Raw genomic sequence first — 14,905 nt, 5'->3', positions numbered from 1 at the left:
GTTAGATTCCTGAAGGGGGTGTTTTTATTTTGACACCCTGCTTCCTGTACTCAGTAGGCGACATCTCATAGACTTTCTTAAATCGCTCCCGGAAATACTTAGGGTCATTAAACCCTAGCTGGTAGCCAATTTCTGAGATGCGCTTATCAGTCTCAATAATTTGTTTCGCTGCTTCTTTGATTCGTATTTGAGAGATTAGTTCCACCACCGATTTGCCGATGAGGAACTTTGTTTTCTTATACAATGCCGACTGGCTCATGCCCAGCAGATCAGATAATTCACTTACCCCAAAGGTGGGTTGGTGAAGATGGGATTGAATCATTGCAATTACTTCCGAAATAAATGTTTGTTCCTCCGAAGGCGCTACGTCAGGCGATTCATCAGATTCCTTCAATTGGTTCAGATAATGCTCCGTGTAGTTTTTGCGAACCTGAATGAAGTTATCAATTTTGGCAATGAGACTGTCTAAGTTGAATGGTTTTATGATGTAATCGTTGGCTCCTGCGTTTAGCCCTTCAAGTTCATGTTCGCTCAGACTTCTGGCGGTCAGTAATAAAATAGGGAGATGACTGTTTTCAGGATTTGACTTCACCTCTCTGCAAAAAGTAATGCCGTCCATTTTTGGCATCATCACATCACTAATGATCAAATCTGGTTGGTACTCGTTCAATGCCTGTAGTCCTTCAATGCCATTTTCTGCAGTGATGACTTGATAGAAATGACTTAATTCTGTTGCCAGGTATGTCCTGAGATCAGGATTATCTTCAATCAATAAAATGGTATAATCACGCTTGAGTTCAGGTCGTTTTTGAACAGCCTCAGTACGGGATGAAGTAGCTGATTCAAGAGTTGGAATATCGATGATTTCACTATTGGATAGGTGTGCGAATCCAAAAGGCAGCCGTATGGTGAATGAAGTGTTTTCATTTGGGGTGCTCTTCACCGTTAGGGTGCCATGGTGCAATTCAATCAGATCTTTGGCCAGTGCCAGCCCAATTCCGGTGCCAACCATAGAGTCCTGATGTTTTGCCTGATAAAACCGATCAAAAACCATCGGAATATCTTCCTTGCTGATTCCTTCGCCATTATCTGAGATAGAAATTTTCAGGTAATTTTTCACAGGTCTAAGGTTTTCAAACAGGGTAGCTTCTTCTGGATCACCATGAACCTGGGCCTCAATGGTTACCCGACCTTGCTGAAATTTGAATGCGTTAGAAAGTAGATTCATCAGCACGGTTTCCAATTTTGCGTGATCGAAATACATCTTGAGAGATGTCTGGCTATGCTTCAATTCAAAGTCCAAAGCCTTCTGTGCTGCTTCGAAGTGAAAAGCCTGAAAACAAGCCTTGATCAATGAAATAATGTCCTGATTGCTGGCCGCCAGGGCCATTCGGTCCATCGATACTTTTCGAAAGTCCAGCAACTGATTAGTAAGCTTCAGTAGTCGTTCCGAGTTGTCTCGGATAAACATCAGCTTTTCATGGTAGGCAGGTGCAGCTTTTTGGTCAATTAAATCTTGAACAGGACCCAGGATCAAAGTCAGAGGTGTCCTTAATTCATGAGATACATTCGTGAAAAACCGAAGTTTAAGACCGTTGAGTTTGTTCTCACTTTCACGATTATATTCGGACCGCTCCAAATCTTCCCGAAGCTTTTTTCTCTTGTTCATGAATAAGAAAATCAGATACCCCAGTGAGGCAAGGAAGGTGAGGTAAAATAGCTGCGCAATGGTTGTATTCCAGAACGGCGGGAAAATGGTCAGTTTTAAGGTAATTGATTCCGGAGCAGACAGTTCTCTAACCTGAATTTGGTATTCCCCCGGGGATAAGTCAATTAAAGAAATGTGATTTGAATTGCCATTAAAGACCCAATCCTGATTGATCTGGTCAATGAAGTAGGCGTATTGTGGATCATCATCGATTCCTAATTTTAAGGAGGAATAATATAAGGTAAGATTGTTTTGATCGTGTGGAAGTGCTACCTCTCCATTTAAGGGTTCCCATTCCTGAGTTTGCGACAGATTGTCAGGAGAAGTGTCCAGAATTTCCAATCGTGTGAATAGCAGTTGACTTTCAGGTTGTTGAATGCTGAATTGATTAAGGTCTAATACGGCAAACCCTGCTTCCCCACCCACGTACAGCTTGTTTTCTTGTTCAAGAATGGCATTGATGTTGTCTCCGGCAAGCCCATCTTCGCTTGTGAATGTTTTAAACTTGTCGAGTTCATTGAGGTAAAGACCAAGCCCTTTGGAGGAACCCGCCCAAACCTGTCCCTTGGAATCGATGGTAATGCGACTCACTCGTTCGCCAATCAAGCCATCGCGATCACCGTAAAAGGTGCTCAGTTGAAGATTAGGATCAAACTTGACCACTCCACCACTCGTGGCAATCCATACGTCATTTCCATCATGGCTTTCGGCTACATCCCATAGGAACTTGTAGGGCATTTGCTCGGGATCAAGGAAGTTTTTGAAAGTCCCGTTTTTGAAATAGGATAATCCACCTCCATAGGTAGCAATCCATAGTCCTCCATCCTTGCCTCCCGAAATATCTCTGATTTGATTACTGGGAATCGAATTTTGATCAGATGAGTATTTGAACCTGATGAATGTGCCCTCTTGAAATAGATTTAAGCCATCTCTCGTGCCTATCCAGATGCGATCTTGCCTATCCTGAAAGATGCTTTCGATGAAGTCGCTGCTAATGCTGTTGGGGTCGTTTTCGATGTGAGCATAGTGTTTTAATTCTCCATTTTTCAAATATTGAAGTCCGCGGCCAGTACCGATCATTCCCATCCATAGACCACCTTCCCGGTCCTCATAAATTTGATTGATGTCGTTGAATTTCAAGTGCCCTGAGGCTTCTGAAAATGTCTCGAATGAACCATTGTGATATTTGTTGACCCCATCATTGGTACTTAGCCAGATGCTCCCGTCGAGAGAAAGGCTCATGTCCGTTACCCGGTTTTGCAGCATCCCTAAATTCAGGTTTTCCTGATTGTTGTAGGTGATAAAAGTTTGCTGGTAGTACTTATTGATGCCTCCTTGATAGGTGGCGATCCAGAGGTCTCCACGTGAATCTACAAGGACGTCTTCGATTCGGTCAGATCTAAGCGTAGAAGAAGCGCCCTCATCAAAGCCCGACACAAAATTTACCCCATCGAAAAAATTGAGTCCGCCACCCCAGGTCCCAATCCAAAGCCCGTCACTGTCGTGATCTTGCTCGATCGCAAGGATTACATTGTGACTGATTTGATTCCCAGTTTGAGCATCGTACTGGTAGGAGTTGAAAGATGAATCCTGCTCATTGTACAAATTGAGGCCACCATCTACTGTTCCAATCCAAATGTTCCCGGTTTGATCTTCATATATTTCGTGGGCATAATCATGACTAAGTGACCCTGGATCATCGTCTTGGTGCCTAAATGACGTTTGTTTTCCATCCTGAAAATAAAGATGAATGCCCTGTGTGGTTCCTTCCCAGATATTTCCTTTTCGGTCTTCCATCAAGGCGTAGGTTTCATGATTTGTCATCTCTGACGCGAAAGCGGATAGTCTATGGGAGTGAATTACCTCTCCATTAGCGATGGCATTGATTCCTGCGTCGATGGTACCTACCCAAAGTGTACCTTCGTGATCTACCATCAGGCATTCAGCGAGATTGCTGGATAAGCCGTTCTCAACAGTGATCGCATTCGTGACTTTCCCATTCACGATGGCCCTTACACCACCTCCTCGAATAGCGACCCAAAGCGTATCTTCTCCCTGAAGGATCAAATCTCTTACAAATAGATCCGTCAAGCCTTCAACAACAATGGGGAAATCGACCAACTCGTCACCATCAAACCTTTGGAGGCCGGTTTCAGTGCCTATCCAAATAAAACCCATGGAGTCCTCCAACATGCAATAGGCATCGTCACTTAAAAGACCCTCTTTCGTGCCAAGATGGGCAAAACGAAAATTTGACTGGGCTTGTGACACGTACAAACAGCCGCACAAGAGGAAGAACAGTAAGTAACGGATCGGAATGCGCAAAGCTTTCTCTTTGGAAGTATTCTGTCTTATAAGGTCAATATTAGGCTACTTCCAGGCTTTATTGTCTATTGAATACAGAAAATTCCCTCCTTTATTACGGAAAAATACCCGCTGACTATGAGGCGTCTAGGTCTTCTTTGGATAAGTCAAAATCAAAGAAGTCATGAGCATAGGTACAACCCTTCAGCCGCTTCACGGGAAAGTGACCCAGCGGTTTATCTCAAGAAAACTGGATGTTTCAGTCTCTACGGTATCAAGGGCATTAAACAACAACCCACTGGTCAACGAAGAGACCAGGAAAAAAATCCTGGAGATCGCGAATCAATTTAACTATTCGCCTAATGAAGTGGCCCTGAGTTTAAAGAACAGGAAAACTAAACGAGTAGGTGTGGCTTTTAGGAATGACTATCCTCAGGTACAATTGATGTCAATTGTGAACATTATTTTGGCCAATGATCACTGGCCAGTCTTGGCCTCCATAGAGCAGGTGTCAGAACTGGTTCGTAATGGACTTGATGGTATTATCCTTCTTGGACGATTGGATTTAGAGCACCCCCTCAATATACCTTATTTGCAATTGGAAGAACCGGATGAAATCGGTATGCAGGCATCCTTCCCAGCGTTTTTTGATTTAATGAAAGAATTGGATAATTGACCCGGTTATGAGCTGCTGATCTGTTTGTAATCGGTCGGTGTGTCTATGTCCTGAAGGACGTGGTTAGTGGACATTTCTATGGCATGGACATGTTGTTTGTTTGACTGAATGATGCTTTTGCAACCTTCAGGCTCTTCGTGATTTAATATCACTTCTTTGAATGTAAAGGGGAACACAACAGGGTTCCCCTTTTTTCCTCCGTATGTTGGTGCAATGATGCTACTAGGGTTATCCCTGAAATTTTCACTGAACGCATTTACGATGTGATCGTAATCTTCAGTCTGTATCAAAGGCTGATCTCCCAAACAAATCATGTAGCCCTCTGTATGTGCTGATGCCGCCCGTACTCCCGCTTGAATCGATGAAGTCATTCCTGTTTGATAATGCTCATTCAGAATGATATCATGGTTAGGGAAGAGGTCTTGAGATACTTCGCTCGTGACAATGATGGTCTCAAAAACTGTACTTTTCGTTAGTTGATCAATGACATGATGAACAATGGGTTTCCCTTGATACATCAAACCCATTTTGTTTTCCATACCCATGCGACGTGACAGGCCTGCTGCCAGCACAATAGCTGAGACCTTAGCCATGGATCATTTGCTCGGCGTGCTCTTTTTCTTCCGGAGTATTTACATTGAGGAGCACCTGTTCATTTGGTACTTCAATTTCTTTTACTTCACTATTGATGAGCACTTTTCTTGGACAGCTATATCCCAAGGTCAGAAAATGAAGTAATACCGGATATGCCCTTGGTTCCCATAAAGTGATCAAAGGTTCTGGAAAATTGGTTTCCGGATTGTGAAAGCACGTGGCCAATTTAGACGGGTCACGTTGTGAGATCAATAAGTTAATTGTATGGTCATCGACGAAAGGAACATCACAAGCCACTGCCAGCCAGGCGCTATTGGGATTTTTTCGGAACGCGGATAAAATTCCTCCGAAAGGTCCAAGATCCAAGAAAGAATCAGGGATTTGCGGAATGACTGAATCTATTTCGGATAGGACGGATAAATAAGTTTCCTGGCAGTTTTTCGACAGGAGGTCCGCCATGTATTCGCGCTGGGGCTTATCATAATAAGTGATGGCACCCTTGTCATGTCCCATACGGGTGCTTTTTCCTCCGGCCAGAACCAGGCCATTGACAGGAGGCACTTCGTTGAGGAGGTTTTCGATTAATACGGCAATACTTTTCAGGTCATCCAGTCGGAAGACCGGCACTTGCTTTTCACCCAAATGTTCCATTAAGAAATCGAAAGGCTGATCGATGCCTTCGTCCAATAGAATGGCCTTGACATCTGTGAGTCGATCGAGTTTGCGCTGTAGCGAATCGCGTTTCTTTTCATTGACAATCACGATTTGGGCTTCCGCCTTAAAGTGGTTGCCATTCACAATGACGCCATCCGTATCATTGAATACTTGCCGGAACTGATAAGTCAAATCTTCTGCATGAAAGGATAATTGGTGATGACTGATCTTATCCGTATAAACCTTTCTAAATTCTCCTTCAAATTCACTGGCCTGATGGTCTGCGTCTACATAGCCCATCTTTAAGTGAGCCAAGGACGGTTGAATATCTTCCACCAGTTGGTGAATGATGCCACAAGGTGCGCCGAGAATGGCTACTTCATTACGGTGAAACTTGCCTCCGGTGGGTTTCTGCACGAAAGCGTGTTTTTTATGTGTGTTGGAAGTCACTTTTTCCTCCTGTCTTTTTGATCAATCGGGTTTCTTTGATCACGATGTTGTGCGAAAAGCCTTTACACATATCATAGATCGTCAGGGCAGCGACAGAAGCGCCAGTAAGTGCTTCCATTTCTACTCCCGTCTTTGAAACAACTTTTGCGGTACAAAGGATCATTATTTCTTGATTTTCATTAATTGAAATATCAATTGATGCTTTGCTCAACCCCAATGGATGACAAAGTGGGATCAGGTCACTGGTCTTTTTACATGCCATAATACCTGCCAGAATAGCGGTTTGGAACACTGGGCCTTTCTTGGTATGGATTTCTTCGTTTTCCAGTTGATCAATGATCTCCTGATCCAATACCACGATCGAACGCGCAACAGCTACCCGTTCAGTTACTGCTTTTTCAGAAACATCCACCATGGTAGGGTCACCTGTTCCAGTGAGGTGTGAAAACTTCTTGTCCATAGATTACGTACCAATTTTGAACGAAAATAAAGAGAATAACTCAAAGCAAATTTTCGTTTAGGTACAAAGTATTGATCACCAAAATCAACGCCTGTTTGAATCTGAAACATTTATTACTTGCTCTGATTGTTTTCTTTAGTGGCGAAGTATCGGCCCAATCGGACCCGCCAGAAAAGAAAAGAGGGATTACGCTGGGGTTTGGTCTGCAAACATTCCTCGTCAATGATGAGATAGGTTCTAATCTCAATTATAATGGGAATGCGCTTTCACTCCATATACAACATGATGTGTATAAGAAACGGCAATCCAGGGCCTTTAATTTTTTTCTGGTAACACCCAATATTGAAAATGATTTCAATAACAATGTGCTCGATGGGGTGTCTATTGCACTAGACTTTCATTGGAGGTACCAAATGAACATGAAATTGCCCTGGGACCTGGTGTGGTACATTGGTCCTTATGCCAAGGCACAGGGATTTGCACGTACGTACAATTTTGAAACCAATGGCGTGGAAATAAATACTGGCGAAGTTTTTGGAACAATAGGCCTTAGTAGCCTGATGCGAAAAGAATTGACTAATGAGAAATACCTGCTATTTGCTGTTCGGGGACCAGTGGCTACTTACATGATCAATCGGGAATTCATTGGATCCACGACGCGTGAATGGATGTTCCCTGATCGATTTGCTGATTATCAATTACGCTTGTCTTTGTTCGGGAAAACGCTGAAAGCCGCAGAATGGATGGTGGCTTATCAATATCAAATTACAGTCATTGATCGGGCTTCCCGAGTCGGATATGAAGGACATTTATTCGAAACTGGATTAAAATTTACATATTGAAAACACGGAACTACTTTATGCTAAGCCTGATTGTGCTGCTTACTGCATGTAACTCCTTGTTCATTGAGGATGATCCGGAGAATTCCTTGGAGCAAAATTTTGAGATTTTTTGGAGTGAATTCGATCGGCATTACTCCTTTTTCGACATCAAAGAACTGGATTGGCAGGCTGCCTATGATACCAATATTCAGCGAGTAAGGGGTTTTACTACGGAAGATGAGCTTTTCACGTTATTGGTCGAATTGACTTTGGCTTTTAGGGATGGGCATGTGGATCTATATCGCTCCGATCGACGGATTTCACATGATTTTATCACTGGGTTTCCTCCAAATGAACCCATTGGAGCAGCTAATTATTTGGAATCCGTCGAAAGCCCCAATAGTACGATTCAGTATGGCGATATCAGTGATACCAATCTGGGCTATATTAGGATTTTTTCATTCGGGGCTCCAAGAAATCATTATGAGCGAATTGATGATGCCATTGCTGCATTTTCAGAAAAAGATGGCATTGTCATCGATGTTCGGGATAATGGAGGGGGTAGTGATACTAATGCGGATCGCATCGCCACAAGATTTATGGATCAGGAACGGACATTCCGCTGGGTTCGGTACCGTAACGGAGCAGCCCATACGGATTTTAGCGAATGGCGAAAAGGCACGATTGAACCGGAGGGAACGACTTATACCAAACCCGTCGTGATCCTGACCAATAGAAAGTGCTTTAGTTCTACAGAGAGTTTTATTTTATCCATGAAAGTAAGACCGGACGTTACGACAATGGGCGGAGTTACCGGAGGTGGTTCGGGGAATCCAATTTTCCGGGAATTGCCCAACGGCTGGACGTTTCGCTTGTCTTCGTGGCAAATGGTAGATGCTAATTTCAATTACATCGAAGAGGTAGGAATAGCACCGGATGAAGAGATATTTAACCCTACCACATTTGCCAACTCCGGAATTGATCGGATTTTGGAGCGCGCGATCGCACTTCTTGAGGGGAATTGATGTTACCTTTCCAAACGGAAATTGATCACTTGAATGGAGCTTTCATTAGAAGAACTACAGCGATACAGCAGACACCTGAACCTTCCCAATTTTGGCTTAGCCGCTCAGCAAATGCTGAAGAAGGCTAAAGTACTGGTTGTTGGTACTGGAGGATTAGGTGCTCCAATGTTACAGTACCTCACTGCTGCAGGTGTAGGAACCATCGGTGTGGTAGATTTTGATGAAGTTGACGCCTCCAATTTGCAACGCCAGGTTCTTTTTACTACTGAAGATATCGGTCGATCTAAGGTAGCGGTAACCATTGAGCGGTTGAGCCTGCAAAACCCGAATACCACGTTCATTCCTTTCGAAACCAAACTGGATAGTTCCAATGCCCTTGAGATTATCAAAGATTTTGACGTGGTGGCCGATGGTACGGACAATTTCCAGACTAGATATTTGGTGAATGATGCCTGTATTCTTTCCGGGAAAGTGAATGTTTACGCCTCTATCTTCCAGTTTGAGGGACAGGTGAGTGTATTTAACTATCAGTTTGAGGATGGTACATCAGGGCCAAACTACCGAGACTTATTTCCTTCACCTCCACCTCCGGGAATGGTGCCAAGCTGTGCCGAAGGTGGTGTGTTGGGAGTATTACCAGGAATTGTTGGAAGTCTGCAAGCATCTGAAGTCCTAAAAGTGATCACAGGAATGGGTGATCCTTTGGTGGGTAGACTTTTTCTTTTTGATGCGCTTCATTTTACCACGCGAGTGCTCAAAGTACAAAAAGATGATGCCAATCCGCTGACAGGAATAGCGCCTTCGATCACTGAGTTAATTGACTATGATGCTTTCTGTGGATTGAAAGGATTAGATGACCTTGGCCAGATCACTGTGACAGAGCTACAAGGCAAAGCTGAGGCGAGCTACACTCTTATTGATGTGCGCGAAACATACGAGTTTGATGCAGGAAACATTGGAGGAATACATATTCCACTTTCTCAGCTAGAAAAACACCTTGAGCAAATTCCCCGAAATGGTGATGTGGTGATCCATTGTAAGAGTGGGGGGAGAAGTCAAAAGGCCGTCGACTTGTTGAAGGATAAATACGGCTACAGCAATTTATTGAACCTGCAAGGTGGTGTGACGGCCTGGCAAAAGGAAATTGATCCTGATCTCGTGGTAGTTTAATCCACGTATTCTATTTCGAATCCGATATCTTCCCCTTTCGGTTTGTCTTCCTGATAGGTGAGTTTCGCTTTTTTTCGAGGAACGACTAAATTATCTAGTATCAACTTCGTGGTAAGTCCGGATTCATTGACTTTGAGCCATTCATCCTCATAGGTTTGAATGGAAGTTTTCATCATCAGCATTTGGTAATCATTCGAAGGAATAGTCAGTTCTGTTTCGTGATTCTTCTCGGGCACATTTTTATAGTCCAATTCGTAAATGCTTCCAATAACTAATTCATCTGGCTGTCCGGCAACTTTGGGGTGTTCCAATGTGGCCTCCACCTTGATATTTTGAGGAACAAAGGTGCCGTCTTCTTTCAGAAATCGTACAAGGTTTCTGGTGAGAGGAACCTGGCATTCTTTTTTGAGAGCGACTTGCATGGTCTCAGAGATAATGATGTCAAATTTTTCATCAAACTGAATCTGAGGATCGGTGCCATCGGCATTGACCCAGGCCTTTACATAATCCGTTAGTTCGAGTTGATCATACACTTTTTGGGCATTGGCCATTGGTACCTGACCAATTTCCAACATGGTGGCTTTGACCTGATTTGAATCAAAGAAATAAGTCAGCGGTGTGAAAAGTGTAGCATAAGGGCCGCATCCTGCGTAGAGTACGTGTACTGAATCCTTGGTCTTCAGTTGATCTGTAATTGCCTGGTAAAGACCTCTAATGAAACGAGCAGAGCGCGCAATGTCTTTGAGGCAATGGGCAGCGGTGATCTGGCTTACAAATTTCCCGTTTTTTGCATCACCGTAGCTTTCATGAGTCAAATCTTCAGCATAAACACCTGCTTTGACACTCAAAATTTCATAGAGTTCATTGGTTCCTTCCCCCCAGGTACCTACTTCTTCTGTGAAAAGAATTTTCTCGGTAGCTGATTTGATTTGTTCGGCTATGCTCATGGTTGTGAAGAGATTATATTTTTTGTCTAATTGTAAGGGCCTAAAATAGAAAATGCTTGCTTAGGAACTAAATTCTTCCTAAAATTATATTTCCACAGACAAATAGTTTCTAACCTTATAACTTATATATAATCAGATGACAACACAGCAAGTAGCATGGACAGTAGACGGTGATGGTAATTTGGCGGTTTTACGCCACGATCAGCAGTCACCTTCCTACACCGCAGATTGGAGAATTTTGGACCTTACGGTTTCTAAAGCAGAGACAGTGATGGTGCTTACCGTCGATGGCGCCTTTACCGTGGTGCATCACGCTCCTGAGGTTTTTCCATTACAGTGGTCAAGCACGGTAATTAATCTGGACAAAGTAAAACATACACCGGCGGGGCAATTAAATCCTGAAATAACGGAAGTGGTGAAAATAGATGCTGCTCCTGATGATACCCTTTACATGGTGTTGAATTCCGGTAAATTGGCTAAAGCCCAACTATCTAAAGAAAGCGGCGCGGAAGTAGAAGCAACCCTGGTCGACGGGGTAGAAAACGTAAAACAGATCAGTGCGGCACCGGATGGCCTCGTGTGGGTAGTGTGTAGTGATCCGAAAATTGGATCAGTAGTAAAGTGGATGGATCCTGAAAAAGGTAAATGGAAAGTGATTCCGGACCTAAGGGATGCACTTCAGGTTACAGGAGGTCCTGAAGGGAAAGCGTATATCATCAATGCTTATTCGGAATTAGCCTACTATACGCAGAAAGGTGCCAAAACGAACATTCCTTGCGAGAATTATGGGGCAAGGGTCATAAGCATTGGGCCTGATGGTCGACTTTGGATGGTTACTTCATATGGAGGAGATGGTAAGGAAGGAGGATCAGTAGTATGCTGGACAGACAATGATGGAGAAAACTGGAATGAAGTACCTGAATCCAATGCAAATAACCTTGATGCAGGACTTATGAAAATAGAAGAATTTGCCTGATTGATTTGATCAGTCGAGATAGAAAAGAAGCTGTTTCAGGAGGAACAGCTTCTTTTTTATTTCACTATACTATTGTCCTAAAATTGTCCCGACCGGTGTGCCAAGCGCGGCGATTTTATTGCCTGAAAAGATGCCTTCGTTCAAAGACAAAATGGTGATCTTTAAGTAATTACTGTCCTTGCATTTCACGACAAGTCCTTGCTCCAGGCTGCTATGAACTACCTCGCCGGGTTGTTTAGCATCCGCATCTGCAACCACCAGACTGGCTGGCATCACTTCATAAATACTTAAGGTGCCTCCTTGCAATACGGTTTTGGCGCCACCATGAACCGGATTACAAGCGTTTACCAGATTTTCGATTTGAAGGGACGTCATTTCATTCCAATCGATCATAAAATCCTGCCCCGACGGCATTGGATGATATTGTGCTCGATCAGCTTCTTGTGCTCGTGGCTTGGTGTCGCCAGCGATCAATTCCTGGACCAGTTGAATGCTCATGTGCGACAAGCGACTGGATAATAATCCGTAGTTTTCTCCCGGAGCAATATCAAAGGATTGTTCTTTGAGAATTAGTCCTGAGTCGAGATCATCGGCTGCGTTGATCTCATGTATGGCCACGTAGGCAAGCAGTTTTCCGCTTTGTAAAGTCCAAAATACAGGATCTGGACCTTTATTTTCCGGTAAAGGTCCGAAGTGAATATTCACCAATTTTGCAGTGTAGGTTCCTGTAATCTTTACAGGATACCCCATGACGATCACCAGATCACAGGAATCATTCACTGGTGGGTTTGTAGGGTCCGCAATGCGGTTGATCTCCATTGGAGCAATCATGTGGCTCAATGGTTCTCGTAACATAGATTCAGCATCAGGGTGTAACATCACCTGTTCCAAAAGTCCCTGTTGATGCAAACTGATCATAAGGGGCATGGGAAGATAAGTAGAGGTGATGATGCCTATTTTTTTGTACATGGTTGTATTTATCAGTTTGGTGTGTTTTATGAAATGAGGCATGAAGTTAAAACCATGACGGAGTTTAGCAAGATTTCTCCGAAAAATATGCGCAAGAAGCAGCGACTATCTAGTCTTCAAAATAATAAATGACTCAAGTTCAAATCTTATAGGAGGCGATAGGGTTCTTTCTATTATTTTAGCGCCAACACCTTCACAGTCATGCATAGAATAATCAGAATAGGCTTTCTCGGAAATCACTCAACCATATATCCTACCTATTCGCAAGACTTCATGGACGGTATCTGGTCAGGGATTCCGGAAAAACTTCATCGATATTTTGAACTAGTACCTGAATTCGTCAGGTTCGGAGATCCAGGGGCCATGGAGCCGGTATTGGAAAAGATGTTGTCCTTTCAAAATGTGGACCTGATCACGGGGATGACGAATTACCGTACTATGACCAATTTTACCCATACCATTAATCAGTTCCAGAAGATCTGTTTGTTCGGTGATATGGGAGAATATGTGCCTTTCATGAATGATCAATCGCCATACATTTTTTACAATAGCTTTCAGTCCTGGCAGTCACAATATGCCATGGGGTATTGGGCGCGAAAGAAATGGGGTGATGGGGGTATAATGGTCCTGGCCAATTACGAGTCAGGGTATCATTTTCACGGCTCATTTCATGAGGGTGTTCAGGTGGCGGAACCTACTCCGATGAAAATGCTGGTCATGAGAAGATACGCTGATCTGGATATCAGTGCAGAGGAAATGCTGATGGAGTATCTAGGTAACTTGAGAAAAGAAGCCCCAAGTTTTGCTAATGCGATGTTCTGTGGGGATGAGGCAGTAGATTTTTTAAGGGTGTACCACAGGGAAGGGTTGCATAAACTTTTTCCACTGGTGGTGACAGCTCCAATGGCTGCTCACGATATATTGAACCAGATATCAAATCTGGACATGACCTTATATGCAGGCTCTATTTGGGACATGGATGCCGAAGATAAATTGAACAAGCAATTCAAACAGGCCTTTGTGAATCGGACAGGGCGCATGCCCAATATGTTTGCTTTGCTTGGATTTGAGATTGGTCAGGCCCTGGAGCAGTTATTCCCATACTTTCAACGCCGTGAATTGGGAAAGATACAGCAGTGGTTGACGGAACAAACCATAGACACGCCCAGGGGCCAACAATCCTTCCATCTGGGATCCCAATATGCAACACCTGTGATCAACATTGAGAAAATCAAGATTGAAAACAATACCGTCAGGAAAATGGTGATAGAGCAGGGCAGGGCACTTCCTTATGACCACAAAGTATTTGAAGAGATTCAAACAGGAGGATCTTCCGGCTATTACAACAACTATATGTGCGTATAACTTGCACAAAAATCATTTTTAGGTTTTGTCCCTTCGATTATTTTCCTAAATTAACATCGAATTACAACATGGCATAGACAAACCATCCATCATGATCTGATACTATTTCGATTTTTGATGTCTGGATTTCGCCGGCTGTCATTCATAATTTTATTAACAACAAAATTTAAAGACATTTATGACTGCTTTTTTATGTACAGTTATGGGCTGGGCGCCAAACTTTGCACCAAGAGATTGGGCTTATTGCCACGGAGCTTTGTTGGCGATCTCCTCTTTTACGGCCATTTACTCACTAGTCGGGACCATTTATGGTGGTGATGGAAGAACGACATTTGCACTGCCGGATCTTAGAGGTCGAGCGTTGATCGGACAAGGTGCTGCCCCTGGTATGCAGCCTTACATCATAGGATATCGAGGTGGTTTGGAATTTGTTACCCTGAACATTCCTGAAATGCCAGCTCACAACCATACCGCTTCTTTATCTGGAGCCTCTGCAACGCTTAACATTGCGCCATATGTAAATAGTGGTAATGGTACTGAGCCAGGTGCGAATGGAAACTACTCGGCCACTACACGATCAGGTATGGTGTCATATAACACCTATGCAACCACAACAGATGGCACCAGAATGGGAGTCATGAATGAAACTGCTGCATTGTCAGGAGCTGTTGCTGTGGGGATCACAGGAAACTCTAACAGCCACGAGAATAGAACTCCATATCAGGTGTTGAACTGGATTTTCTGTACGCAGGGAGTTTATCCTTCAAGAAACTAATCGCGTTAAAA

At 43.5% G+C, this 14,905-nt stretch carries 13 protein-coding genes; 7 read left to right on the top strand and 6 right to left on the bottom strand.

Going from position 1 to position 14,905, the window contains the following annotated elements; genetic code table 11:
* Window position 1: 1 nt before the first annotated feature.
* Window positions 2–4,033 carry a two-component regulator propeller domain-containing protein gene (locus R8G66_17160; protein MDW3194107.1) on the bottom strand — a complete coding sequence of 1,344 codons (4,032 nt, stop codon included), beginning with the start codon at window positions 4,031–4,033 and terminating at the stop codon, window positions 2–4.
* 163 nt (window positions 4,034–4,196) lie between these two features.
* Between R8G66_17160 and R8G66_17155 the strand changes: the two genes are divergently transcribed.
* The gene (locus tag R8G66_17155; GenBank protein MDW3194106.1) at window positions 4,197–4,688 is read left to right on the top strand and encodes a LacI family DNA-binding transcriptional regulator; all 492 of its coding nucleotides are present in this window, start codon (window positions 4,197–4,199) and stop codon (window positions 4,686–4,688) included.
* A gap of 5 nt (window positions 4,689–4,693) precedes the next feature.
* Here R8G66_17155 and R8G66_17150 read toward each other — a convergent pair whose 3' ends face one another.
* The 3 genes from R8G66_17150 to moaC are packed head-to-tail and all read right to left on the bottom strand — an operon-like array spanning window position 4,694 to window position 6,846.
* Window positions 4,694–5,281 carry a nucleotidyltransferase family protein gene (locus R8G66_17150; GenBank protein ID MDW3194105.1) on the bottom strand — a complete coding sequence of 196 codons (588 nt, stop codon included), beginning with the start codon at window positions 5,279–5,281 and terminating at the stop codon, window positions 4,694–4,696.
* Window positions 5,274–6,353 (bottom strand): NTP transferase domain-containing protein, encoded by a 1,080-nt coding sequence (locus tag R8G66_17145; GenBank protein ID MDW3194104.1) that lies wholly within the window; start codon window positions 6,351–6,353, stop codon window positions 5,274–5,276. The genes R8G66_17150 and R8G66_17145 overlap by 8 nt, the downstream gene beginning before the upstream one ends.
* 13 nt (window positions 6,354–6,366) lie before the next feature.
* Window positions 6,367–6,846, bottom strand: coding sequence for a cyclic pyranopterin monophosphate synthase MoaC (gene moaC / locus R8G66_17140; GenBank protein MDW3194103.1), 480 nt, complete (start codon window positions 6,844–6,846; stop codon window positions 6,367–6,369).
* Between the two features lie 95 nt (window positions 6,847–6,941).
* On the opposite strand from moaC, the gene R8G66_17135 reads away from it, so the two are divergent.
* From R8G66_17135 to moeB, 3 genes are read left to right on the top strand one after another with little or no spacing between them, the layout of a single operon-like run.
* Window positions 6,942–7,688: a hypothetical protein gene (locus R8G66_17135; protein ID MDW3194102.1), complete on the top strand. Its 747-nt coding sequence runs from the start codon at window positions 6,942–6,944 to the stop codon at window positions 7,686–7,688.
* Window positions 7,685–8,692 carry a S41 family peptidase gene (locus tag R8G66_17130; GenBank protein ID MDW3194101.1) on the top strand — a complete coding sequence of 336 codons (1,008 nt, stop codon included), beginning with the start codon at window positions 7,685–7,687 and terminating at the stop codon, window positions 8,690–8,692. Before R8G66_17135 ends, R8G66_17130 begins: the two co-directional genes overlap by 4 nt.
* 33 nt (window positions 8,693–8,725) lie before the next feature.
* On the top strand, window positions 8,726–9,862 hold the full coding sequence (moeB, locus tag R8G66_17125) for a molybdopterin-synthase adenylyltransferase MoeB (GenBank protein MDW3194100.1): 1,137 nt from the start codon (window positions 8,726–8,728) through the stop codon (window positions 9,860–9,862).
* On the opposite strand, the gene R8G66_17120 is transcribed toward moeB, so the two are convergent.
* Window positions 9,859–10,809: a hypothetical protein gene (locus R8G66_17120; protein MDW3194099.1), complete on the bottom strand. Its 951-nt coding sequence runs from the start codon at window positions 10,807–10,809 to the stop codon at window positions 9,859–9,861. The two genes, moeB and R8G66_17120, sit on opposite strands and share 4 nt — an antisense overlap.
* A gap of 136 nt (window positions 10,810–10,945) precedes the next feature.
* On the opposite strand from R8G66_17120, the gene R8G66_17115 reads away from it, so the two are divergent.
* A complete protein-coding gene (locus tag R8G66_17115; protein ID MDW3194098.1) occupies window positions 10,946–11,785 on the top strand; it encodes a hypothetical protein in 840 nt (279 codons plus the stop codon).
* A 69-nt stretch (window positions 11,786–11,854) separates the two neighbouring features.
* Here the strand turns inward: R8G66_17115 and R8G66_17110 are convergent, their stop codons facing one another.
* Complete coding sequence (locus R8G66_17110) at window positions 11,855–12,754, bottom strand: formyltransferase family protein (protein MDW3194097.1); 900 nt, start codon at window positions 12,752–12,754, stop codon at window positions 11,855–11,857.
* A 201-nt stretch (window positions 12,755–12,955) separates the two neighbouring features.
* On the opposite strand from R8G66_17110, the gene R8G66_17105 reads away from it, so the two are divergent.
* Both R8G66_17105 and R8G66_17100 read left to right on the top strand, forming a co-directional pair.
* Window positions 12,956–14,119 (top strand): ABC transporter substrate-binding protein, encoded by a 1,164-nt coding sequence (locus tag R8G66_17105; protein ID MDW3194096.1) that lies wholly within the window; start codon window positions 12,956–12,958, stop codon window positions 14,117–14,119.
* A 178-nt stretch (window positions 14,120–14,297) separates the two neighbouring features.
* Window positions 14,298–14,894 (top strand): tail fiber protein, encoded by a 597-nt coding sequence (locus R8G66_17100; GenBank protein ID MDW3194095.1) that lies wholly within the window; start codon window positions 14,298–14,300, stop codon window positions 14,892–14,894.
* The last annotated feature ends 11 nt before the right edge of the window (window positions 14,895–14,905 follow it).

This window comes from Cytophagales bacterium (assembly GCA_033344775.1).
In the GTDB taxonomy this organism is placed as follows: domain Bacteria; phylum Bacteroidota; class Bacteroidia; order Cytophagales; family Cyclobacteriaceae; genus JAWPMT01.
This window is presented reverse-complemented; position numbering and strand designations above follow the sequence as displayed.

Coding starts and splice junctions, on each gene's coding strand:
- R8G66_17105 (MDW3194096.1), top strand. CDS start 12,956: ATGCATAGAATAATCAGAATAGGCTTTCTCGGAAATCACTCAACCATA.
- R8G66_17150 (MDW3194105.1), bottom strand. CDS start 5,281: ATGGCTAAGGTCTCAGCTATTGTGCTGGCAGCAGGCCTGTCACGTCGC.
- R8G66_17115 (MDW3194098.1), top strand. CDS start 10,946: ATGACAACACAGCAAGTAGCATGGACAGTAGACGGTGATGGTAATTTG.
- R8G66_17155 (MDW3194106.1), top strand. CDS start 4,197: ATGAGCATAGGTACAACCCTTCAGCCGCTTCACGGGAAAGTGACCCAG.
- moeB (MDW3194100.1), top strand. CDS start 8,726: ATGGAGCTTTCATTAGAAGAACTACAGCGATACAGCAGACACCTGAAC.
- R8G66_17100 (MDW3194095.1), top strand. CDS start 14,298: ATGACTGCTTTTTTATGTACAGTTATGGGCTGGGCGCCAAACTTTGCA.
- moaC (MDW3194103.1), bottom strand. CDS start 6,846: ATGGACAAGAAGTTTTCACACCTCACTGGAACAGGTGACCCTACCATG.
- R8G66_17120 (MDW3194099.1), bottom strand. CDS start 10,809: ATGAGCATAGCCGAACAAATCAAATCAGCTACCGAGAAAATTCTTTTC.
- R8G66_17110 (MDW3194097.1), bottom strand. CDS start 12,754: ATGTACAAAAAAATAGGCATCATCACCTCTACTTATCTTCCCATGCCC.